This window comes from Gordonia sp. CPCC 206044 (assembly GCF_048537895.1).
Taxonomy (GTDB): Bacteria; Actinomycetota; Actinomycetes; order Mycobacteriales; family Mycobacteriaceae; genus Gordonia.
The window spans coordinates 519542-542328 of sequence record NZ_JBCLVL010000001.1; the positions used below are offsets into that span (position 1 = coordinate 519542).

Annotated in this window: 19 protein-coding genes and 1 pseudogene; 6 read left to right on the forward strand and 14 right to left on the reverse strand. The window is 67.1% G+C overall.

Annotation, left to right across the window (positions count from 1 at the left end; all coding sequences use genetic code 11):
• Positions 1-46: 46 nt before the first annotated feature.
• Positions 47-1360: a hypothetical protein gene (locus tag AAFP35_RS02300; RefSeq protein ID WP_419219899.1), complete on the reverse strand. Its 1314-nt coding sequence runs from the start codon at positions 1358-1360 to the stop codon at positions 47-49.
• 12 nt (positions 1361-1372) lie between these two features.
• A complete protein-coding gene (locus AAFP35_RS02305) occupies positions 1373-2341 on the reverse strand; it encodes an AraC family transcriptional regulator (RefSeq protein ID WP_419219900.1) in 969 nt (322 codons plus the stop codon).
• 132 nt (positions 2342-2473) lie between these two features.
• Between AAFP35_RS02305 and AAFP35_RS02310 the strand changes: the two genes are divergently transcribed.
• The gene (locus AAFP35_RS02310; RefSeq protein WP_419219901.1) at positions 2474-2953 is read left to right on the forward strand and encodes a DUF1772 domain-containing protein; all 480 of its coding nucleotides are present in this window, start codon (positions 2474-2476) and stop codon (positions 2951-2953) included.
• A 64-nt stretch (positions 2954-3017) separates the two neighbouring features.
• Here the strand turns inward: AAFP35_RS02310 and AAFP35_RS02315 are convergent.
• From AAFP35_RS02315 to AAFP35_RS02325, 3 genes and pseudogenes are all read right to left on the reverse strand, one after another.
• Positions 3018-4347, reverse strand: a pseudogene (locus AAFP35_RS02315) (VOC family protein).
• Positions 4344-4898 carry an RNA polymerase sigma factor gene (locus AAFP35_RS02320; RefSeq protein ID WP_419219902.1) on the reverse strand — a complete coding sequence of 185 codons (555 nt, stop codon included), beginning with the start codon at positions 4896-4898 and terminating at the stop codon, positions 4344-4346. Before AAFP35_RS02320 ends, AAFP35_RS02315 begins: the two are co-directional and overlap by 4 nt.
• Before the next feature lie 123 nt (positions 4899-5021).
• On the reverse strand, positions 5022-5894 hold the full coding sequence (locus AAFP35_RS02325; protein ID WP_419219903.1) for an alpha/beta fold hydrolase: 873 nt from the start codon (positions 5892-5894) through the stop codon (positions 5022-5024).
• A gap of 194 nt (positions 5895-6088) precedes the next feature.
• On the opposite strand from AAFP35_RS02325, the gene AAFP35_RS02330 reads away from it, so the two are divergent.
• Complete coding sequence (locus tag AAFP35_RS02330) at positions 6089-6691, forward strand: TetR/AcrR family transcriptional regulator (protein WP_419219904.1); 603 nt, start codon at positions 6089-6091, stop codon at positions 6689-6691.
• A 34-nt stretch (positions 6692-6725) separates the two neighbouring features.
• Here the strand turns inward: AAFP35_RS02330 and AAFP35_RS02335 are convergent, their stop codons facing one another.
• Entirely contained in the window at positions 6726-7646 is a 921-nt protein-coding gene (locus AAFP35_RS02335; protein ID WP_419219905.1) for a DUF5996 family protein, read from the reverse strand.
• Between the two features lie 365 nt (positions 7647-8011).
• Between AAFP35_RS02335 and AAFP35_RS02340 the strand changes: the two genes are divergently transcribed.
• Positions 8012-10558 (forward strand): ATP-dependent Clp protease ATP-binding subunit, encoded by a 2547-nt coding sequence (locus AAFP35_RS02340; RefSeq protein WP_419219906.1) that lies wholly within the window; start codon positions 8012-8014, stop codon positions 10556-10558.
• Between the two features lie 236 nt (positions 10559-10794).
• Positions 10795-11640, forward strand: a complete 846-nt coding sequence (locus AAFP35_RS02345) for an enoyl-CoA hydratase-related protein (protein WP_419219907.1) — start codon at positions 10795-10797, stop codon at positions 11638-11640.
• 85 nt (positions 11641-11725) lie between these two features.
• On the opposite strand, the gene AAFP35_RS02350 is transcribed toward AAFP35_RS02345, so the two are convergent.
• On the reverse strand, positions 11726-12367 hold the full coding sequence (locus AAFP35_RS02350) for a DUF305 domain-containing protein (protein WP_419219968.1): 642 nt from the start codon (positions 12365-12367) through the stop codon (positions 11726-11728).
• Between the two features lie 5 nt (positions 12368-12372).
• On the reverse strand, positions 12373-13953 hold the full coding sequence (locus AAFP35_RS02355; protein ID WP_419219908.1) for an LVIVD repeat-containing protein: 1581 nt from the start codon (positions 13951-13953) through the stop codon (positions 12373-12375).
• 165 nt (positions 13954-14118) lie between these two features.
• Here AAFP35_RS02355 and AAFP35_RS02360 point away from each other — a divergent pair, with 165 nt between their 5' ends.
• Positions 14119-15042 carry an SGNH/GDSL hydrolase family protein gene (locus AAFP35_RS02360; protein ID WP_419219909.1) on the forward strand — a complete coding sequence of 308 codons (924 nt, stop codon included), beginning with the start codon at positions 14119-14121 and terminating at the stop codon, positions 15040-15042.
• 139 nt (positions 15043-15181) lie between these two features.
• Here AAFP35_RS02360 and AAFP35_RS02365 read toward each other — a convergent pair whose 3' ends face one another.
• The 3 genes from AAFP35_RS02365 to AAFP35_RS02375 all read right to left on the reverse strand — a co-directional run bounded on the left by AAFP35_RS02365 (position 15182) and on the right by AAFP35_RS02375 (position 18840).
• The gene (locus AAFP35_RS02365) at positions 15182-16648 is read right to left on the reverse strand and encodes an acyltransferase (RefSeq protein WP_419219910.1); all 1467 of its coding nucleotides are present in this window, start codon (positions 16646-16648) and stop codon (positions 15182-15184) included.
• Positions 16649-16758: 110 nt separating this feature from the next.
• Positions 16759-18126, reverse strand: a complete 1368-nt coding sequence (locus AAFP35_RS02370; protein ID WP_419219911.1) for an MFS transporter — start codon at positions 18124-18126, stop codon at positions 16759-16761.
• Positions 18127-18255: 129 nt separating this feature from the next.
• On the reverse strand, positions 18256-18840 hold the full coding sequence (locus AAFP35_RS02375; protein ID WP_419219912.1) for a TIGR03086 family metal-binding protein: 585 nt from the start codon (positions 18838-18840) through the stop codon (positions 18256-18258).
• Positions 18841-18935: 95 nt separating this feature from the next.
• Between AAFP35_RS02375 and AAFP35_RS02380 the strand changes: the two genes are divergently transcribed.
• Complete coding sequence (locus AAFP35_RS02380; RefSeq protein WP_419219913.1) at positions 18936-19877, forward strand: helix-turn-helix transcriptional regulator; 942 nt, start codon at positions 18936-18938, stop codon at positions 19875-19877.
• A 22-nt stretch (positions 19878-19899) separates the two neighbouring features.
• Here AAFP35_RS02380 and AAFP35_RS02385 read toward each other — a convergent pair whose 3' ends face one another.
• From AAFP35_RS02385 to AAFP35_RS02395, 3 genes are all read right to left on the reverse strand, one after another.
• Positions 19900-20886 carry an anion permease gene (locus AAFP35_RS02385; protein ID WP_419219914.1) on the reverse strand — a complete coding sequence of 329 codons (987 nt, stop codon included), beginning with the start codon at positions 20884-20886 and terminating at the stop codon, positions 19900-19902.
• Positions 20887-20893: 7 nt separating this feature from the next.
• Positions 20894-21511 (reverse strand): DUF47 domain-containing protein, encoded by a 618-nt coding sequence (locus AAFP35_RS02390; RefSeq protein ID WP_419219915.1) that lies wholly within the window; start codon positions 21509-21511, stop codon positions 20894-20896.
• A gap of 223 nt (positions 21512-21734) precedes the next feature.
• Positions 21735-22742 carry a LacI family DNA-binding transcriptional regulator gene (locus AAFP35_RS02395; protein ID WP_419219916.1) on the reverse strand — a complete coding sequence of 336 codons (1008 nt, stop codon included), beginning with the start codon at positions 22740-22742 and terminating at the stop codon, positions 21735-21737.
• Positions 22743-22787 lie beyond the last annotated feature (45 nt).

The window sequence follows — 22787 nt, forward strand, 5'->3', positions numbered from 1 at the left end:
GGGTCGGTCCCTACTCGATCAGCGGGTGGTGCGGTCGGGTGGTGCGTCAGTTCGGACGCAGCACCGTGAGCGTCGTGCCCTCGCGAACCACGAGGTAGCCGTCGACGGACTGCGCCGACCCGATCACCGGGCGGGTCCAGGCGATACGCCCGGCACGCGCGTCGAATGCGGTGATCTGGTTCGGATTCGCGAACACGACGGTGTCGCCCGAGGAACCGACACACGACAGCTGGTCGATGTTGGCATCCGGATCCTCGAACGACGGCGGATCGAGGCGGCCGATGCGCTGTCCGTCGCGCAGTGTGTAGAACAGGCGTGACCGATCCTTGAGTGCCAAGGCGACCATGGTGCCGCACGGCTTCGTGTTGGCCTTGGACAGTTCGGGATCGGTGACCTGCCACAGCGCTTCGGCGCGTGCCGGATCGCGGATCTGGTATCGACCTTGGGCGGCCTGCACCTGGCCGTCGCCGGTGCCGGTGAGCACCGGGAGCGTCGACGGCCCGTCGAGGACGCGCAATCCCTCGGACACGGCGACTGGCCGATCAGCAACGGTGCCGTCGTCGATCGGGTAGGACGCGACACGTTCGTGGCCGAATTCGTTGTACTGCACGGTGATTCCGCTACCGAAGGCAGTGATCGAACACTGGCTGCAGGAGAGTCGGTCGCGCCCGGTCGCCGGGTCGACGACGAACTGTGTCCCGTCTGCGGTGGCGATCGACAGCACGTCGTCGGTGTTCGACGACACCTTCGCCGCCGAAGCGAAGGTCCGCGACCAGATCTCGCGACCCGTGGTGGTCTGCAGCGTCGCGCGGTAGCCTGCTGCGTCGATGCGCAGGAAGTCCATTCCGACCGCCGCCACCCGCTGGGTGTCGTCGAGCGCGGTGGACGACGTCGTCGACCCCGAACCGTCGATCAGATAGAAGCCGTCGGGATGATCCCCGAGTTTGATCGCGCACCCGACCTGTCCCGCCTCGTTGATCGCACACGAGCCGAGTCCGGCCAGGACCGGCGCGTCCCACGTCGGTTGCCCGTCGGAACGGTCGACGAGCAGATAGGCCCGCCCCATCCCGGACGGATAGGACAGCAGCCACTGGTCTCGCCACGTGTCGACGACCTCGATCCCGGCCGCGTCGCGATAGCCGGGCAGGGTGTCGCTCGATTGGGTCCACGCGACCTCGGGTGCGTCGTGATAGGCACGCAGTCGGCCGTCGGTGTACTCCGACGACGCGCCCGATGGTGATCCGGTCGCGAGCACGACCCCGACGATCGCGACGAGTGCGGCGACGAGAACCATGGTGACCGTGCCGATACCGAACGGGAGGCGCCGCGCGAGGCCGGTGAACGTCGAGCGGACAGACATGGCATCAGTGAATCACGTGGGCACGCGGGCATGTGTGGGCGCGGTCACGGTCCGCCGACGAAAGGCGGTCGGGGCGACACCGCGATGCCGTTTGAACGCGGTGCTGAACGCGAACGGACTGCTGTAGCCCACCTGCCGGGCCACCGACGCCAGCGATCGGGTCTCGTCGACGAGCAGATCTGCGGCGACCGACAGCCGCCAGTTGGTCAGGTAGGCCATCGGCGGCTCGCCGACGAGTTCGGTGAACCGGCGCGCCATCACCGCTCGTGACACACCGACCTGTGCAGCGAGCGCGCCGACCGTCCACGGTTGATCGATGGTGTTGTGCAGCAGTCGCAACGCCTGACCGACCACCGGGTCCGAATGCGCCCGATACCATTGCGCGCCAAGAACTTCACCGGATTCCATCGCACGTCGCAGGCCGGTGATCAACAACAGGTCGAGCAAACGGTTCAGCACGGCGTCCTGCGCTGGCGCATCCCGTTCGATCTCGGTTTCCATCACCGCCACGAGGGGGTCGTCGCCCATGCCGACCACGGTGATGCGGTCGAGTGCCTCGACGAGCCGTCGGTTCACGTCGCCGCTGCCGTAGGTGCCCACGAGCATGACGGTGTTCGCGGTGGTGACGTCGGAACAGTTACCCCACGATCGGGCACCGAAGGTCATGGTGTCGGCGACGCTGAGGGTTCCGGTGGGATCGAAGCAGTTGCCGTGGGCGTCGATGCGGGCCACCCATTCATGCGTCGGGTCGTCGGCCACCGTGTACGGCGCCGTGCCGCGCAGCAGCACGACATCGCCGCGGGAGATCCGATGACCGGTGCCGTCGTCATAGGTCACCACCGACGTTCCACGCGTCACCGCCAACACCGTCAACGGTGCGGTGTCCTCGATGCGGACCGACCACGGGTCGCGCATCACCATGCGCAGCATCGTGGGGTTCTCGGCCCGTGGACCGGTGATCAGACTGCCGAGCGCATCCATGTGTCGAACCTTACTGTCGGTCGCCGAGACGATCGCGTATGAAGTCGAGCCTCTCGACTATGGATCGTCTGTGTCCGGTGGGCTGAACTGGGACGTACAACACCGAGCGCACCACTTTCCGGAGGTCCCGTCATGAGTTCGTTCCGAGATACCGTTCTCGTTCTCGCCGTCACCACCGTCGGCCTGGCCGCGGGACTGTTCGCGGCATTCGCCTATGCGGTGATGCCCGGTCTGCGTCAGGCCGGCGCGACGTCGGCGGTCGCGGCGATGCAGCGCATCAACGTCGCCATCCTCAACCCGGTCTTCGCGCTCGTGTTCGTCGGCGCCCTCGTGTTCGGCGTCGTCGCCACCGCGCTGTGGTGGGGTGATGGCCTGCGCTGGTGGCTGGTCGCCGCGGTCGCGCTGTACGCGGTGGCCCTGCTGATCACGGCGGGTCTCAACGTGCCGCTCAACAATCGGCTCGACGCCGCAGGCGCGGTCACCGGAACACAAGCGGTCGCGGCCTGGGCCGACTTCATCGGGCCGTGGGTGCAGTGGAACATCGTGCGGGCCGTGGCCTCGACCGCCGCCTTCGTGGTGGCCCTGGTCGGGGTGCTCCAGACCCGCGGATGAGACGACCGGTACCCGGCGTCGTCCCCCGCACCCTCGGGGGACGACGTCGGGTACGTGGCCGTCGTCAGTACAACTGCCCCAGGTAGAACCGGGCTCCCTGATCGTCGGTGCAATAGGCGCTGATCCCATAGGCCTGCCGCTCGGGTTGCTCGATGATCCTGCCGCCGGACTCGACGACCCGGGCGACGGCGAGTTCGATGTCGGCGACGTTCCACATCGGCACCGTGGTGGCGTCGTCGGCGCCTCCGGCGATGCCGATCTGCGGCCGGACGTCGTCGACCTCCCAGCCGTCATCGATCCGGCCGCCGTGGAACGTCCACCCGAATGCGGCGCCGTAGAAGGCGCGGAAGCGTGCACTGTCGGGGGTGAGGACGGTCAGGTACGACATCTCTCCGACACCACGCGGGTGTTGGTCCGGACGGGGCTCGTCGGCGGCGGGCACATGCACCGAGAACGGCACGCCCTGAGCGTCCACCGCGTCGAGTACCTGTGTGCCGTCACGGGACACCTCGGTGATCTCCGATGCCTGTCCACCGGCGGCGAGGATGGACGCGCGCGGCGTCGAAGTCCTCGACCGCATACACGCAGTACACCGAGCCGGGCGTCCCGTAGCCGGGTACGTCCGAAAGGCCCAGCCGGTGACCGAGATTGGTCACCTGTCGCGTGGCCGGGTCGTACTCCCACCCGAGCACCGCGGCATAGAAGCGGGCGGCGCGGTCGAGGTCGGGGGTCTGCAGCGACATGTAGACGAGGTCGCCGGTGTGGATTCGATCCTCGGCGACACCGGACTTCGACGGTCCGGCCAACATCCACCGGTGACCGAACGGGTCGACCACGGTGCCACGGCGCTGACCGTATCCCTCGGAGGGTTCCTGGACCACCGCCGCGCCGCCACGTTCGGCCGTCGCCACTGCGGCGTCGGTGTCGTCGACGGCGAGCATCAGGCTCACCGACACCTGACCTGCGGCGGGTGCGCGCAGGCCCAGTTCGGGGAACTCGTCGGCCAGATAGATCGCACCGCCGCCGATCTCGAGTTCGGCATGTCCGATCCGGTTGTCATCCATGACGATCGGGTCGCCGCGCAGTCGGGCACCGAGATGCGTGACGTACCAGTCGATCGCGGCGCGGGCGTCGGACATGGCGAGGTAGGGGAGCGCACCCGGGCGCTCCACGACCGGTGTGGTGATGGTGTCGTGTTGAATCGTGCTGGTACTCATGACAACTCCTTGAGGAAGTGTCGCCCCGCGCTCGAGTCGGTCACGCAGTCGGTGTGCGAAATCGGCGTCGGGGGCGACCGGTTCGTTCCAGCCCGGGGTATCGGCGGCCCGCAGGACGACGAACGGATCGGGCGGTGTGACGCGGCCGCGGTTGTCGGTGCTGTTGTGCTCGCTCATGCGTGACCTCCTTTCCCGGTGCCGTGGGCAGGCCCGGCGTGGGCCTCCTTCTCCGGATAAGCCGCGCGGAACGCTCGCTTCGCGCGGGTGAGCAGCGCCTCGGTGGCCCCGACCGTCCGGTCGAGGACGGCCGCACAGTCGCCGACGGGGAGGTCGTCGACGTAGCGCAGGGTGAGCACCGCGCGATGGGTCGGCGACAGTTGCGCGAGCGTGTGGTGGGCGACCATGCGGTCGAGCAGCACGTCCCAGTCGTCGTCGGCGGGCTCCGGGATCTCCTCGACGGGTTCGGGCGTCCGTTGCATCGATCGCCAGTGGTCGGCCAGTTTGTGCCGGGCCACGCCGATCAGCCACGGTGTCGTCGGCCGGGCCGTGCCGTCGCGGCGCACCGTGTCCATCGCGGCGAGGAACGTCTCCGATGTCACGTCCTCGGCGACTCGCCGGTCGGAGCATCTGCGCAGCAGATACCCGTATACCGCCGGCAGTGCATCGTCGTACACGGCCAGCAAGGCGTCGGGTCCGCCGTCGGACGGATCCTGTTGGTCACCGCTCACGTCTTCATCGTCGTACGTGGCCGCCGGAATCCGACGCCCTCTCGACGAATTCGTCGGAACCGGTCCCGTCGCCCTTGGTTCGGTCCGGTGGACACGAGCCGGCCGGCGGGTTGGGTTCGTGCGTCAGACGTTGCTGTGCGGGCGTTGCCCGATCCTGACGATGGCATCGGCGAGTGCGTGGGGCTGGTCCATCGCCACGAAGGTCCGGGAATCGGGCACCTCGGTGAAGGTGGCCTGGTCGAAGACGCCGGCGAGACGTCGCCCCAGCGCGGGTCGAAACGCGCGATCGGCCATTCCCCACACCACCGCCACCGGCGCGCTCACCCGGGCCAGACGTGGGGTGATCGCGGCCAGTTCGTCCGGATGGATCGAGCGGACGAACGCGGCCAGGTTCGCACGGATACGGGCATCGGTGCGCAGGGGTTCGAGGATCGACCGGGTCAGGTCGGGATCCGGGTCGGTCACCAGCAGGCCGACTCCCAGCGGTGAGTGGCGCAACATTCGCACCTGCATCGGTCCGGCGATCAGCCACCGGGTCAGCCGTGGCCGGGCGAGGAGTCCGAAGACGATCGGAAACGGTTGCGGCGGAAACTGATCGAAGCAGTCGCAGTTGGTGAACACCACTCGTGCGACGAAGTTCGGATCCTGGTCAAGGGCGAACTGGCACAGTGCGCCACCGGTGTCGCAGCCGACCAGGGTGGCGCCGTCGAGGCCGAGTTCCGCGACGAACTCGCGGAGCGCGCGGGCCACGCCGCGGGGTGATCGGTCGGCGTCCTCACCCCACGGAATCCGGTGTGCTCCCAACGGGAGAGTCGGTGCGTAACTGCGGTATCCGGCATCGGCCAGCAACCGCGCGACGTCCGTCCACATGCGGTTGTCCACGCCGACCCCGTGTACGAAGACGATGGGTGGGTGCGGTGAGTCCTCGGGGCCGTCGGCGACGTACTCGACGGGCCCGGAGGGCAGTGTGATGGTGGTCGGTTCGGATGTGGCCATGGTCGCGTCCTCACGTCTGGGCGGGTGATGCCGACCGCCTCGTGACGGTCGATGTCGTCGGCGGCAGTACTGACGTGGGGTTCGGATGGGTGAGGGCGACGTTCCGCCCTCGTTCGAGATCTCCCCACGAAGGTGTGGTTATGTGGAACTCGGAAACTTACGAACACTCTGTATGAAAGTTACGTGCACGCTGTATGAAAGTCAATCGTCGTACTCAGGCCGAACGCACGGCGGCGACCCGGGCGGCGCTCGTCGCGGCCGGGCGGACGTTGTTCGGCGAACACGGGTACTCGGAGGTGGGCACCCAGGCCGTCGTCGAGGCGGCGGGTGTCACCCGCGGTGCCCTCTATCACCAGTTCGACGACAAGAAGGGGTTGTTCACCGCGGTCTTCGACGAGGTAGAACAGGCCATCACCGTGCAGATCGCGGAGCAGGTCGGTGAGCGGGCGGTCACCGACCCGATCGGGGCGTTGCGGGCGGGCGTCCGGATCTTCCTCGACCTCGTCACCGAGCCGGCCGTCCATCAGATCACCCTGGTGGACGCACCGTCGGTGCTCGGCTGGCAGGAGTGGCGCGCGCGGGGCGAACAGTTCGGTTTCGCCCTGATCGAGGCCATGGTGCAGGCCGCGATCGACCTCGACCTGGTCGAACGGCAACCCACTCGACCCATCGCACACGTGGCGATCGGCGCGCTCGACGAATCGGCTCTCTACGTGGCGGCCTCCGACGACCGGCAAACGGCGACCGATGAGGTGGTCAAGGTGCTCGACCGGATCATCGACGGAATGCTCAAGTGACGACCGGGCGGACCGCCGACGGCCGGGCGCGTCGTCAGCGTTCCAGGGACGCCCGGTCCCACTGCGCCGCGTCCGCGGCGGCGGCGTAGGTCGTCTGCAAGAAGTCGAGCAGCAGCGCGTCCGGGTCGTCGGCCTCGCGGACCGACCGGTAGGGCAGCACGAACTCGCCGAGGTCTTCGGCGAAGTACGCGGCCGCCGGGGCCACCGCGGCGGTGCGGAAACCCGACGGTTCGGGGTAGGCGTACGAGTAGAAGTTGCCTTCCGACGAGGCGTCGTCTGCCTCGCCCTGGCCCGGCCAGTAGCCGGCGCTGCTCACCTCGTGAGAATAGGCCTCCCACATGACCTCTGGGCCGCAGTTCGGTGCGCCACCGGGGTGCGGAGGTGCCGGCCGACCGGAGAATCGAGTGACGGCGAGGTCGCACGCTCCCCAGAAGAAATGACTGGGGCTGACCTTGCCGGTGAAGCGGGAGCGGAAGACGTCGAAGACGCGGTTGATCTGCACCAGTGCCAGCCAGAAACAGTGCGCGGCGTTCGGATCGTATGCGGTGTGGTCGAGATCGGCGGTGAAGCGGATGGCGTCGGGGATCTCGACGGGCATCGTCCAGATCGAGGTGGACAGGCCCAGTTCGTCGAGCACGGTCATCACGTCGCCGTAGAAGTCCGCGATCGGGCGGGGCCGCAGGCCGATCGTCCTGCGGGCGCCTGCCGTGGTGCTGAAGACGAGTTCGTGATCGACGAAATCGAACTCGATCGAGAAGCCGTCGGGATCATGCGGGATGAGACCCGTGGTCAATCCGCGCGACGACACATAGAGCACCACGTTCCACCAGTGACTCGTCGTCGGGGTGTTGGCCATGCGGATCTTGCCGACGATCTGCGTCATCAACTGCAGGGTGTCGCGAGTCTCGGACCAGTCCGCGATGCGGAGTTCGGGCCAGCGGGAATCAGATGTCATGGGCACCTCCTCGTGTTCCGATGGTGGCACCCGAGGGTCGTGAGCAGGGGCGGTTCGGACACCTCGGGCGCCGGGAGGCGGATGCGGGGTGAAAGATCGAGGTCCGATCGAGGTCCGTTCGCTCTGGGCGTATCAGATGCCGACGATCGTCGGAACAGGCGGCCTACGTGCGTCGTTGTATCGCGCAGACCCCCGCCGTGACCGTCACGGAAATGATTCCTGACCGACGTTAACTGTAGCTGCACTGAAGGCGACCACTAGAGTGGAAGCAGGCTGGTCGTCACCCAGACACCACTGGGACCGTGCTGCAGTTCACGCCACTGCGGTCACCGACGGCCGGGGCGCTAGCAATGTGAGGGAGAACAATGTTCGAACGGTTCACCGACCGCGCACGTCGTGTCGTCGTCCTGGCGCAAGAAGAAGCGCGGATGCTCAACCACAACTACATCGGCACCGAGCACATCCTCCTGGGTCTGATCCACGAGGGTGAAGGCGTGGCCGCCAAGGCACTCGAGTCGCTCGGGATCTCGCTGGAGGGTGTCCGCAGCCAGGTCGAGGAGATCATCGGCCAGGGTCAGCAGGCCCCGTCGGGACACATCCCGTTCACCCCGCGTGCCAAGAAGGTGCTCGAGCTGTCGCTGCGCGAGGCGCTGCAGCTCGGCCACAACTACATCGGCACCGAGCACATCCTCCTGGGCCTCATCCGTGAGGGTGAGGGCGTCGCCGCGCAGGTGCTGGTCAAGCTCGGCGCCGACCTCAACCGGGTGCGTCAGCAGGTCATCCAGCTGCTGTCGGGCTATCAGGGCAAGGAGCCGCAGGAGGCCGGTACCGGTGGCCGCAGCAGCGAGTCGGGCACCCCGTCCACCTCGCTGGTGCTCGACCAGTTCGGCAGAAACCTGACCGCCGCGGCCGGCGAGGGCAAACTCGACCCGGTCATCGGCCGGGAGAAGGAAATCGAGCGGGTCATGCAGGTGCTGTCCCGCCGCACCAAGAACAATCCGGTGCTGATCGGTGAGCCCGGTGTCGGCAAGACGGCCGTCGTCGAGGGGCTCGCCCAGGCGATCGTCAACGGCCAGGTGCCCGAGACGTTGAAGGACAAGCAGCTCTACACCCTCGACCTCGGGTCGCTGGTGGCGGGCAGCCGGTACCGCGGTGACTTCGAGGAACGCCTGAAGAAGGTGCTCAAGGAGATCAACACCCGCGGCGACATCATCCTGTTCATCGACGAGCTGCACACGCTGGTCGGCGCAGGTGCCGCCGAGGGCGCGATCGACGCCGCCAGCATCCTCAAGCCGAAGCTCGCCCGCGGCGAGCTGCAGACAATCGGTGCCACGACCCTCGACGAGTACCGCAAGTACATCGAGAAGGACGCCGCACTCGAGCGTCGGTTCCAGCCGGTCCAGGTCGGCGAGCCGTCGGTGGAGCACACCATCGAGATCCTCAAGGGCCTGCGCGACCGTTATGAAAGCCACCACCGCGTGTCCATCACCGACGGTGCGCTGGTGGCCGCCGCCACCTTGGCCGATCGCTACATCAACGACCGGTTCCTGCCGGACAAGGCCATCGACCTCATCGACGAGGCCGGGGCGCGGATGCGCATCCGTCGGATGACCGCGCCGCCAGACCTGCGTGAGTTCGACGACCGGATCGCCGATGCTCGCAAGGAGAAGGAATCTGCGATCGACGCGCAGGACTTCGAGAAGGCCGCCAATCTCCGCGACAAGGAGAAGCAGCTGGTCGGCGAGCGGGCCGAGCGTGAGAAGCAGTGGCGCAGCGGTGACATGGACGTCGTGGCCGAGGTCGACGACGAGCAGATCGCCGAGGTCCTGGGTAACTGGACCGGTATCCCGGTGTTCAAGCTCACCGAGGAGGAGACCACTCGTCTGCTCCGCATGGAGGAGGAGCTGCACAAGCGGATCATCGGCCAGGAGGATGCGGTCAAGGCCGTCTCCAAGGCGATCCGTCGTACCCGCGCAGGCCTGAAGGACCCGAAGCGTCCGTCCGGTTCGTTCATTTTCGCCGGCCCGTCCGGTGTCGGTAAGACGGAGCTGTCGAAGGCGCTGGCCAACTTCCTGTTCGGCGAGGACGACGCGCTCATCCAGATCGACATGGGTGAGTTCCACGACCGGTTCACCGCGTCGCGTCTGTTCGGTGCGCCTCCCGGCTACGTCGGGTACGAAGAGGGTGGGCAGCTCACCGAGAAGGTGCGTCGCAAGCCGTTCTCCGTGGTGCTGTTCGACGAGATCGAGAAGGCCCACTCGGAGATCTACAACACGCTGTTGCAGGTCCTCGAAGACGGCCGTCTCACCGACGGTCAGGGACGCACGGTCGACTTCAAGAACACGGTGCTGATCTTCACCTCGAACCTCGGTACCTCGGACATCTCCAAGGCCGTCGGACTGGGCTTCACCAGCGGTGACGACTCGACGTCGAACTACGAGCGGATGAAGCTCAAGGTCAACGACGAGCTCAAGAAGCACTTCCGGCCCGAGTTCCTCAACCGTATCGACGACGTCATCGTGTTCCACCAGCTGACGCGCGACGAGATCATCGAGATGGTCGATCTGATGATCAACCGTGTCGAGGCCCAGCTGAAGAACAAGGACATGGCGATCGAGCTCACCGACAAGGCGAAGGCGTTGTTGGCCAAGCGCGGGTTCGATCCGGTGCTCGGTGCCCGGCCGTTGCGTCGCACCATCCAGCGTGAGATCGAGGACCAGCTCTCCGAGAAGATCCTCTTCAACGAGCTGACCCCGGGTCAGATCGTGCTGGTTGATGTCGAGGGCTGGGACGGCGAGGACGACGGAGAGGATGCCAAGTTCACCTTCGTCGGTTCCGAGAAGCCGCGTGAGGTGCCCGACGCCCCCGCCGAACTGACCAAGGCGGGCGAGAGCAAGGGCGAGGCCGGCTAGGCTCCATCGCGCGAACACGACGACGGCGGCGTCACCTCTACGGTGGCGCCGCCGTTTCGTTTCTCCCGCTGGCCCTTCCCGCTGGTCGAGTCGCATCCGGGCGGCGTATCGAGACCGCCCCTTCCGCTGGTCGAGTAGCAGCCGAGGCGCCAGCCGAGGCAGCGTATCGAGACCACTCCCGATACCCCCGACCGATACCCCCGACCGATCGCTCGGTCATCGAGTAGGTTGAAGCGGTGACCTCACTTACCGAGCAGGGCGACGAACAGCCCATCATCATCGAGCGCGACGACGAGATCGCGATCATCCGACTCAATCGGCCCGATCGTCTGAACGCCTTCACCTTTCAGATGGGGGAGGACGTGCAGGCCGCTCTCGACGAGACCGACGCCGACGATTCGGTGCGGGCCGTCGTCATCACCGGTACCGGTCGCGCCTTCTGCGCCGGCGCCGATCTCGGCGGTGGGGCCTCGACCTTCGAGTTGGAATCGCACGCACCCGGTGAGATCCCGCCGGACTCGGGCGGCAGGCTGACGCTGCGCATCTTTGCATCGCTCAAGCCCGTGGTGATGGCGATCAACGGTGCCTCCGCCGGGGTCGGTGTCACCATGACGCTGCCCGCCGACGTGCGGATTGCATCGGAGGACGCGAAGTTCGGCTTCGTCTTTGCCAAGCGAGGGTTGGTGCCGGAGGCCGCATCGAGTTGGTTCCTGCCCCGACTCGTCGGGCTGCCCACCGCGTTGCAGTGGACGATGGGCGCCAAGATGGTCAGTGCCGCCGAGGCGCTCGAGCACGGGCTCGTGCAGCGCGTGGTGCCGAAGGAGGACGTCCTGTCGACAGCGATCGCGGCCGCCCGCGGGATGACCGCCGACACCGCGCCCGTGTCGGTGGCCCTGACCCGCCAGCTGTTGTGGCGGATGGCCGGCGCCGCCAGCCCGTATGAGGCCCACGCCGCGGATTCGAAAGCGATCTACTATCGCGGCACGATGGCCGACGTGGCCGAGGGCGTGACCGCGTTCCTGGAGAAGCGCGAGCCGGAGTTCACCGACCGCGTGTCGACGGACCTGCCGCACATCTTCTGACCGGGGCATCGGCGCACTCACAGGCGACCTCTGCGCACCGGGGATGCGGCACCGGGGACGCCCCGTGCCGGAGTTCCCGAGATGGTCAGGCGGGCAGCGGTTGCGCGTCGCGGGCACGCAACAGCAACGTCATCTGGCCGATCTCGTCGCCCTGTTCGCCCATCAGTGTGAGAGCCAGACGTTTCGTTGGCGCGCTCGCACGCGGGTCGTTGTGGGCGGCCTGCGACATGGTCAGTCCGCCTCGGTGATGTCGGATCATCAACTGCAGGAACAGGATCTCCGCGGCACGCCCCCGTAGGGCGGCGAGACGCGTGAGTTCGTCGACGCTCGCCATCCCCGGCATGGGCGGGCCGCCCGGGGGCGGCGAGTGGTGGTGCTGCGAGACCGACATCCACGACATCGGATGGTCCGACGTCGGGGCGGCGCCGAACCACGACAGTCGGCCGCGCATGGTCGCGGTCTCGGCGGTCTGGGCCGCGACGATGCGGTCGGCGAGCCCTCGGATCTCCGGCGCCACATCGGGCGACAGGCTGCGCGCCATCAAGATGGCCTGGTCGTGATGCGTGGACATGTCCTGGGCGAACCCGACGTCGACGACGCTCGGTGTGGGGGTGGCGTCCGGTGCGGATCTCGTGCTCTGCCATGCCATCCCGACGACGACTCCGATCGCCACCAAGAGGATCGCAACGCACGACGATGCCGCGACGAAGACGCCGCGACGATACATCGCGGTCATCCCTGGCCCAGGGTGGACGCCTGGTTCGCCGGCGGGGTGTAGGCCGCGCGACTGAGCTCCAGCGCATAGAAGCCGCCGTCCGAGCACGACGTCCAGAGTTGGCGACCGTGGAACTCCGGGGGAGACAGGCACCAATCGGTGGCCATGTCACCGCCGACGATGCGCCCGCTGCGCGGGCCGATCATCTGCTCGAGGCGGACCTTGCCGTTGGCGATGGACATGCCGAGGCTGAGGAACTCGATGGCGGGCACACCGAGCAGCGATCCCAGGACGTGTGGGGAGTTCGGCGCGCTGGCGACCGTGGCACCCGTGCGTGCGGGCGGGTTGAAGTAGGCGATCTCCTTGATCCGCTTCAGGTTCCGGATGTCGAAGACCCGGATTCCCGACGACTCCCATCCGCAGGCCAATGCGGTGGGATCGACGGGGCGATCGACCGAACAGTAGTGCGGGTTGCTGCTGAAGATCGATCCGCCCATCGACGACCGCAGATTGGTGTCGAGATTCTTCGGGAGGTTGATCTGCAGCTTGATCTGCGCCGCATACCGGGGCCGGTTCACCGAGGTGACGTCGAAGATCTTCACGCCACCGGAGCCGGCCTCGTCGGCGGTGATGATGTGCGGCCGTCCACGGTAGGTGATGGGGATGGTGTGTTGGTTGACCTGCCCGTCCGGCCACAGGTAGGCGGCGACATGTGGCACCTGGGGGTACGGGTCGCGGCGTTGGACGGCGCTCACGTCGAGCACCGTGACCCCGGCGGCGTTGGACAGATACATCCGATTGCCGTCCGGTGTGATGCCGAAGCCGTGGCCGAGGAAGCTGTGCAGCCCCTGCCAGATCACTCGCGGCGTCGTGGGATCGGAGACATCGATCGCGGTCAGGTGGCCGGGAAAGATGCCCGACGCCCAGTACGTCCGACCATCCGGCGAGAATCCGCCCTCATGCGAGTCGAACGGGAGGGGATAGGCGGTGCCGGGCCCCTTGTTCAACAGTCGCGGGTGCTCACAGTCGGAGATGTCGTAGACGGAGAAGAAGCCGCCGCCCCAGTTGAGCGGCACCGACGTCGCGGCCAACAGCTTGCGTTTGCGGTTGACCTTCAGGGTCTCCCAGGTGCCGCCCCGCATCGCCGGTTCGGCCAACGACCCGACGACCCGCGGAGCGCGCGGCCGCGATGCGTCGATCACCTGTACACCCGGTTGCGACATCACGTTGTTGCCGGGGAACAGGCTTCCGGTGTAGCTGCAGTGGTCGAAGGTGACCGACAGGATGCCGCCACCCGAACCGCGGACACCGCCGAGTTCGGCGACATTGCAGCGGTATCCGCGACGGCTTCGACCGGAGTCCCGGTCCTCGGCGCTCACGTCTCCCTGCAGTCCCGGTTCGGGCAGTGATCCCGGACCACAGGTCGCCTTCGGTACCGACACCTCCGAGATGTCCGGAAAGTAGTGGGTGGCCGCTCCTGCGGGCGCGATGGCGAGTACCGAGATGGCCGCGGTCGTGACCGCGATGACTGCTCCGAGCCGTCGACGCACCAGGCGTGGTCGGTGCCGGCGATCTCCGGACACGAAACGGTCTGACATGCGCGAATCCCCCAGGTTGTGGCCGTGTGGTGCGCTCACCCTAGACGTCGAACGTGCGCCGACTCGGCGCTTTCGGGTGAGAACGTCCGACCGGACGACATTATGTGGCGAGCACAACGCGTGGCCGACGAAGTGCCGGTGGGTGGGATGTGTGACACTTCCGTCATGGGCCGTGCCATCCTCACCCGCGTTGCGACCATCGTCGCGTCCGGTGCCGCCATCGCCGCGATCGTGATCCCGGGCATCGCGGCCACGGAGGTGGCCAGCCCACCGGCCAAGGCGCATGGGACCTCACGGACCGAGATTCCGGTCAAAGCCGGCAAAAAGTATGTCGCGCTGGGAAGTTCATACGCCGCGGGGCCGGATGTGAGCCCGATCGTCGACGTCCCGTGCCTGCGGACCGGGAACGACTATCCGCACCAGGTCGCCGCCGCGGCCCGGATGCGACTCACCGATGCCTCCTGCTCCGGCGCGACGTCGGCGAACGTCTTCACCAAACCGCAGCGTCCCGCCACGGTGCCGCAGATCGATGCGGTCACCCGCGACACCTACCTCGTCACGATCACCGTCGGCGGCAACGACATCGACTACATCGGGCGCGTCACGTCCCTGAGTTGCGGGAACATCCTGCCCGCACACGCCGGGTTCGCGAAATGTGGTCACCGCCGGCACATCCGCCCCGAACCGGGGCCCGCAGCATATGCGGCCGTCGAGAAATCGCTGACGGGATTGATCCGTGCGGTGCGTGCACGGGCACCGCACGCGAGGATCCTCGTCGTCGACTACCTGCCCGTTCTCGATGCTCGCGCAACGGTCTGTGCCAAGGTTCCGCTGACCCCGGCGGAGGCCGCTCAGACCGTCCGCGTGGCCGGCGGACTCGCACGTGCGACGGCCGCCGCGGTACGCGCCACCGGAGCCCAACTGGTCAGGGCCTCGAAAGCCGGTGCCGCGCATACGGTGTGCTCTCCGCAACCGTGGCTGTACGGTTTCAAATTCCCGGCGCCCTATCATCCCAACCCGAGTGGTAAGGCCGCGGTCGCACGGCTTGTTCTCGACGCCCTGCGGACGCCGCCGAGTCAGGTGTCCTAACCGGTAGGCGCCGAAGCCACGGGGCTCGGTATCGACGAGTGCATCGTCGGTGACCCGGGCGGCGTCACCGTCGTGTCACCCACATCGTGGACGGGCCTCTGCCGTCGCTCGGTCGCGGTTCTCGGAAATCGTTGTCGGACTACCGGGCCGAGGGGGAGTCGGCGGCCACCTCCGGCTCGACTACCGGCGGTTCGACGGCGGAGAGCTGACGGTCCGACCACTGGTGCCAGAACACCACCGCAGCCGACCACATGAGCACGATCCCGGTGCCGGCGAGCAGGTCGCCCGCGGGGATACCGAGGAACCCGCGCACGACGATCCCGATCGCCACCCCGCCCATGCCGACGAGCATGCTGCGGGTGGGATTCTGCTCGCGCCAGTCGATCGTGCTGCGGCCGGTGGTGATCAGGCTGATCGGGCTGCGCCGCAACGTCTCGGCCATGAACACGGTGAGTGCCACCGTCGCCACGAACGAGATGGTGATCAACAGTCCCGGTGACATGTCCAGATGCTTGCGGATGGTCGGTTCCAGTTCCGCGAGCGCAAGGGCGTGCGCGAGGTAGATCACGAACGAGCGGTCCGCGGCCGTGCGCATCATCCGGTCGGTCACCGAGCCGGCGCGTCGACGGTCCTGCCACAGCGTGCCCAACGCGTAGAGCATCAGGATGATCGCGATGTAGGCGAACGAGTTGTGCACCATGAACACGTTGGTGGCACGGAACACGCTCTCGCCCTGATCGACGTCGTGGACGTAGTAGACGGCGGTCCCGGCCATGACCACCGCGCCCAGCGGCAGGATCACATAGCGCCACCGCACCATGAAGCGCTGGAACGCCTCGTAATGCATGGCCGCGACGCAGCCGGCGAGGACGAAGAACTGGTAGGGGATCAGTGTCACCACCAGGTGACGCATCAGCACCTGCTGCGGGCCGTGGGTGAAGAACGGCAACGGCGGATGCACCATCACGTACATCACGGTCATCTGGAAGGCGAAGCTGACGGCGAGTAGGTATCGGTGGTACCCCCAGGTTCGTCGCAGGACCCAGAGGATCAGCGGGAACACGAGATAGATCTGCATGCTCACCGACAGGAAGTACAGGTGGTACCAGGCGTTTCCGGTGATCAGGTCGTAGACGATGCTCTTGGCGGCGAGCCAGATGCCCTCCGTGGTCGAGAAGATGTCGCGGAGACCGCCGAAACCGCCCACCTCGTAGCGCCCGTAGACCCAGTAGAACAGACTCCACACCACGAACGGCAGGCCGATCAGCTTGAATCGGCGCCGCCAGAAGGCGATCGGCCGCAGATCGCGGTTGCGGTACTGGTAGGTGAGCACGAAGCCGGTGAGCGCGAAGAATGAGTAGCGCGTGTAGCGCAAGAACAGTCCGACCCCGCCGGCGGCGACGTTGAGAGGTGTCGCGATGCCGAGGACAACGTGGTCGAGGATGACTCCGGCGAATGTCACCAAACGGACGAGGTCGACCTGATACAGATGTTTGTCACGGCGGGTCGTCGGCGGCGTCGGAACGTCGAGTTCCGATGCTGCGCTGACCTTTTCGTCCGGATTGTCGGGTTTGGGAGTTGCCGTGGCGGGTTGCTCGGTCACCATCGGCGCCTCCTCGAGTCGTTCGCGTCGTCGTGGATTTCTGACGACGCATCCAAGCCCGGGGGGACTGTACTCCTCGTTCCTGTGAAAACCGGGTGCGGGCTCCGAGGATGTCAGACGTGTTGGGTGGTATGGCGATTGGTTCGGCGGCGCCAGGCCACCACACTCAATCCGGCGGCGACGAAGCATGCGACCGCACCCACCGCCAGCCCGACGCGCGCCCCCGCGGCTTCGCAGATGGCGCCGATGATCGGACCGCCGATCGGGGTCGAACCCATGAATGCCACCGACCACAGCGCCATGACCCGACCGCGCATCTGTGGGTCGGAGTTGAGTTGTAGTGTGGCGTTTCCCGTCGACATGAACGACACACTCAACCAGCCGACGAAGAACAGAGCGATGATTGCGACGGTGAGGTTCGGCGCGACGGCGGTGATCGCGATGGTCACGCCGAAACCTGCGGCCGCGATGGTCAGCGGTCGTAATCCGGTGGTGCCTCGGGCCGCGACGAGGAGGCCACCGACCACGGCGCCGACGCCCATCGACGATGTCATGAATCCCAGGGCCTGCGGTCCGCCGCTGAAGGTGTCCTTCGCCGCGGACGCCAACGACACCTGGAACTCGTAGGCCAGCGTGCCCACGAGAGCCATCATGGCCAGCGTGATCCACAGGGTCGGGATGCCGGCCACATACCGCAATCCCTCGCGCAGTTGACCTTTGGCGCGCGCGACGGGTTTCTCGTAGACGATCGTCGCGGTGTTCATCGCGATCAGGGACACAACCACGGCCACGAAACTGGCCGCGTTGATCGCGAAACACCAGCCTGCGCCGACGGCGGCCAGGATCAGTCCGGCGACGCCTGGACCGATGGCGCGCGCGGCGTTGACCATCACCGAGTTGAGTGTGACGGCGTTGCGTATCAGCGACACCCCGACGATCTGGTGGATGAACGCTTGTCGCGCGGGGTTCTCGAAGGCGTTGTTCAGTCCGAGGAGAAGCGCCAGCACCCCGACGTGCCACACCTGAACCCAACCGCCGAGCGTGAGGACCGCGAGCACCGCGGCGAGCAGCCCCATCACCGACTGCAGCATGATCATCAGTCGCCGACGATCCACACGGTCGGCGACCACCCCGGCGTAGGGGCCCAGCAGCAGGACCGGCAGCGCCTGCAGCGCCACGATCACCCCCAGCATGGAGGCCGAGTCGCTCAAGGTGAGAACCAGCCACGCCTGCGCCGTCCCCTGCATCCATGTGCCGATCAGGGAGAGCGCCTGCCCGCCGAAGTAGAGCCGATAGTTGGCGTTGCGCAGCGAGGCGAACATGCCGCTCGGCGGCAGTTGCGGCGTGGGTGTTCCGGGGGTGTCCGCCGGTTCGGGCGGCTCAGGTGGCGGAGACGATGGCCCAGACAGTGACTCAGACGGTGACTCAGACGATGGCCGATCGCCCGTGTCGGTGAGGTCGGGCGATCGGTCGTCGGTCATCGATTCCATCGTATGCCCGGGCGGTTGCGGCCTGCCCGGACCCTGCCCCGGTGGGGTGTCCGGGGGCTCGATGAGTTCGCCGGGGGGGGGGGGCAGAGTGCGCTCACCGCACCCACGGTCAGAGTGCGCTCACCGCACCCACGCCTCCGACGGGCGTCCGCCCCAGTTCGCGAGACGTTCGGTCGGTCCGGCGTCTGGTCGTGGTTCCACGACCTGGGCGAACGGAACGTTCGCGTCGCTGCGGATGTCGGCGGTGATGAATTGGCGGGCGATCGTCAGTGTGGGTTCGACGATGGCCGGGTCGGCTTCGGAGGCCTGGCCGGTGGCGACGGCCAGGTCCCAGCAGTGCACCAGGGTCTCGTTGACGTACCCCCACAGTGCTCCGGCGCCGGGAACCTCACCCCACGGGACCTTGACCACGGTGGTGAGCCTGGAGTCGTCGGCCCAGAGGTCGATCGCTCGTCCGACGGTGCGGGCATAGGTCTCCGCGTCATGATTCTCGGCGAAGGGCGACACCGAGAACAGGTCGGCGCCCTCGCCGAGGGCGACCACTCGGTTGGCGACGCCGACGATGTGTGACGCGAGGGTGCGGACATCGAACTCGGCACACGGGGTAGGGGAGTCGAGCTGGTCGTCGGTCACCGACGACAGCAGCTGTGTCATCCAGGCGGTCGCGGCGGCGTAGACGGGGCGGGGGTCGGTCGGAGCACTCATGGCGGGGTCCTTTCGGGGTGGCGATCAACTGACGCAGACCAGTCAAACGCGAAAACACGACATCTTCTGTCATGTTTTTGAGAGAAGATCGACGGGTGCGCGCGGAACGACTCCTGGCTGTGCTGATGCTCCTGAAGAAGCACCGGCGGATGACCGCTGCAGCGTTGGCCGCCGAGCTCGAGGTGTCCGAGCGAACAATCCTTCGGGACATCGACGCGCTGTCGTTGTCCGGTGTTCCGGTGTATGCCGAGCGCGGCCGCAAGGGAGGCTTCGCCCTGGTGCCCGACTATCGCACCGACCTCACCGGTCTCACGGTCGACGAGGCGACATCGCTGTTGGCGGGCACCGGACGTCTGGACTCGCCGGCGTTTCACAGCGCGATGCGCAAGGTGGCCGCCGCATTGCCGGAGGCGCATCGCTCGCGCGCGGTGCGGGCGGCGCAGCGGGTTCTGGTGCGTCCGGAGGGTTTCGTCAGTACCCCGGAGTCGCTGGATGCACTCGCACCGGTGCAGCAGGCCGTGTTCGACGGCAGGCGTATCCGCGTGATGTACCGCAGGCGCGATGGCCCCGAGCGTGAGCGTGTGCTCGATCCGGTCGGTCTGATCGTCGCGGGCGGTGCCTGGTACCTGGTCGCGAATTCCGAAGGGGTCGAACGTGTCTACCGGGTGTCGAGGATCACCGATGTGGAGGTGATGGACACAGCGGCGGATCGTCTCGACGAGGTCGATCTCGAAGAGGTGTGGACCCGCCATCGGGAGAGGTTCCGGAGCTCGTTCGAGTCGGTCGAGGTGCTTGTCGAATGTGGCGCGGCCGATGTCGAGCGCGTCTCGACGATCACCGCGCTCGCCGCCGAGGCGGTGCTCTCGGTCGGTTCCCGCCGGCGGGTGCGACTGCAGTTCGCGGGGCGCAGGCATGCGGCCGGTGCGCTGTGGAATGTGATGGTCGAGGTCGACGCGACCATCCTCGAGCCGTCGTGGTTGCGAGACGAGGTCCTGCAGCGCGCGGAGGCCGTCCGGGATCGGCACCGGTCGGTGTGAGGCACTCGCCTGGCCCGACCGGTCAGGTCACCAGGTTCGCGATGGCCAGCGTTGCGGCCGCCAGCAGGGCCGCCGCGGGGAAGGTCGTCACCCACGCGGTGACCATGTTCCCGGCGACGCCCCAACGAACGGCCGACGTCCGTTTGGTACTGCCCACGCCCATGATCGCCGAGGAGATCACGTGTGTCGTCGACACCGGCGCACCCATGCCGACCGAGGCCACATAGAGAACTGAGGCGGCGGTCGCCTCGGCGGCGAATCCGTGGGGCGGGTCGAGTTCGATGATCTTGCGCCCCAGCGTCCGCATGATCCGCATGCCGCCGGTTGCCGTCCCCAGCGCGAGGACGGCCGCGGTGAGCAGGAGGGTCCAGATCGGGATCGAGTAGTCGTCCTGATACCCCGCGACGACGAGTGCGAGCACGATGATCCCGACGGTCTTTGCGGCGTCCTGCATGCCGTGGCCGAATGCCATGGCGGCCGCCGAGAATGTCTGTGCCCGGCGGAAGCCGCGGCTCGTGCCCGACGGAGACGATCTGCGGAACAGCCACAGGATGGTCAGCATCACCGCGGCGCCGAGGAAGAACCCGATGATCGGCGAGACCACCATCGGGATCACCACCTTGTCGATGATCCCGCCCCACAGCACCGACATCCCGCCGACGAGCGCGGCGCCGACCATGCCACCGATCAGCGCGTGTGACGACGAGGACGGCAGTCCGAGCCACCACGTGAAGAGGTTCCAGCCGATAGCGCCGACCAGCGCACATCCGACGATCAGCATCGCTTCGGGTCCCACCTCCAGGGAGATGATGCCCTCTCCGACGGTGGAGGCGACCTTGGCGCCGAAGAACGACCCGGCGAGGTTGCCGACCGCGGCCATCGCCAGGGCGGCCCGCATGGTCAGGGCGCGGGTCGACACCGACGTCGCGATGGCGTTTGCCGAATCATGGAACCCGTTGGTGAAGGTGAACACCATGGCCAGCGTGATGACCACGATCAATGCCAGCACGCTGGTGTCACGACTCCTTCAGCACGATGGACTCGACGACGTGGGCCACCTTCTCGAACGCGTCCACGGCATCCTCGAGCTCGTCCCCGATGTCCTTGAGCTTCATCACGGTCAGGGCGTCGAGTTGTCCGTCGAACAGTTCGGCGAGAAAGGTGCGGTAGATGCGGTCGCCCTGGTTCTCCAGGCCGTTGATCTCGATCCAGTACGGCTCGAGGTTCTTCATCGACGACAGACGGGGCATCGCATCCGAAGTCTGCTGGGCGCATTTGTCGAGGATGTCGATGACCTCGCGCAGGTGTGGCGGCAACTCGGTGACCCGGTACAGCGCCATCAGGTGGACCGCGGCCTCCATGTGATCCATGACGTCGTCGAGGCACGAGCCCAGCAGATAGATGTCGGACCGGTCGAACGGCGTGATGAAACTCGAGTTCAGGGTGCGGAACAGCTCGTGGGTGACCATGTCGCATTGGTGCTCGAGCTCGACCATCATCCCGGATATCTCCGGGATGTCGGGTTCGGGTTCGAGGAGCTGGCTCAATACCTTCGTCGCGTTCGCCAGCTCGGCACCCGATGACATGAACAGCTCGTAGAACTGGTTGCTCTTCGGTTTCAGACGTGAGAACACCGAGAAGAGTCCCTTTCTGGGTACTGCGTGGACCGGCCGACCGGGTCTGGTTCCCCTGCTGCTTCGTCGGGCATTGTCAGGGGAACTCGCCGACCGGCCTGCAGGCCTGTCGGGGCTCGGTGATGCGCCATGGTCACCGATCGTCTCACAGAGCGATGTGGTGGCCGCGCGCCACCGAGCATCACGGCTGCTCCCAGGGTTGCGTGTACGGGTGCGGTGGACGCTAGGTGTTGGCGCGCCCGGTGGTGGCCCGGACCACCAGTTCCGGTAGCAGAGTGGTGGTGACCCGCTCGGTGCGCTGCCGATCGAGGCGTCCGACCACGGCGTCGATCGCCTGCTCGGCCTGGGCCTTCGGCTGCTGGCTGACGGTGGTGAGGTCGATGCTGGACATCCGGGCCAGCACGCTGTCGTCGAATCCGGTGACCGAGATGTCGTCGGGGACCTCCAGCCGACCGCGGCGCAGCACGTCGAGCACGCCGACGGCCAGGCGATCGTTGGCGCACACCACGGCGGTGGGTCGGATCGGTGCGGACAGCAGTTGTTCGGCCGCCGCCATCCCGGCCTCTTCGGTGAAACCGCCCGCGTCGACGATGACGGGATCGTGGACACCGTGTCGGTGTAGGGCGCGGAGAAAACCGTTGCGACGATCGGACGCGATCACCCCCTGTCCGGCGGCGACGTGGACGATCCGCCGGTGTCCGAGTGCGACGAGGTGATCGACGACGGCCCCGATCCCCCTGCTGTCGTTCGTGCGTACGACATCGACGGACGGCACCGTTGTCCGTCGTCCGATCACCACGGTCGGCAGTTGGTCGCCGAGTCGAGAGATGGTTGCCGACTCGAGTTCTGTTCCGATGAGAAGCATTCCCTCGCAACGGAAGTCCATCAGAGTTCCGATCACGCGCTGCTCGTCGTGGGTGGGTGTCACGGCGCCGAGCACGATCTCGTATCCGGCGAGATCGGCTGCGGCGACGATGTTCTCGACCACCTCGGCGTGAAAGCTGTTGCCTATCTGCGCCACCGCGCCGATCAGGTGTGAACGACGGGCGGTCATGAGGGCGGCCGCGCGGTTCATCCGGTAGCCGAGTTCCTCGGCCGCCTCGAGGACCCGACGCCGGGTCTGCTCGCCGACACCGGGGGCCCTGCGGAACACCAGGGACACCGTTGCCTTGGACACGCCGACCTTGTCGGCGACGTCCTGCATGGTCGGCCGCGCAGATGTGTTGGCCACCTGCCCTCCTTTCGTGGACGGCCGCCAATCCCGGAAAGGGGTTGA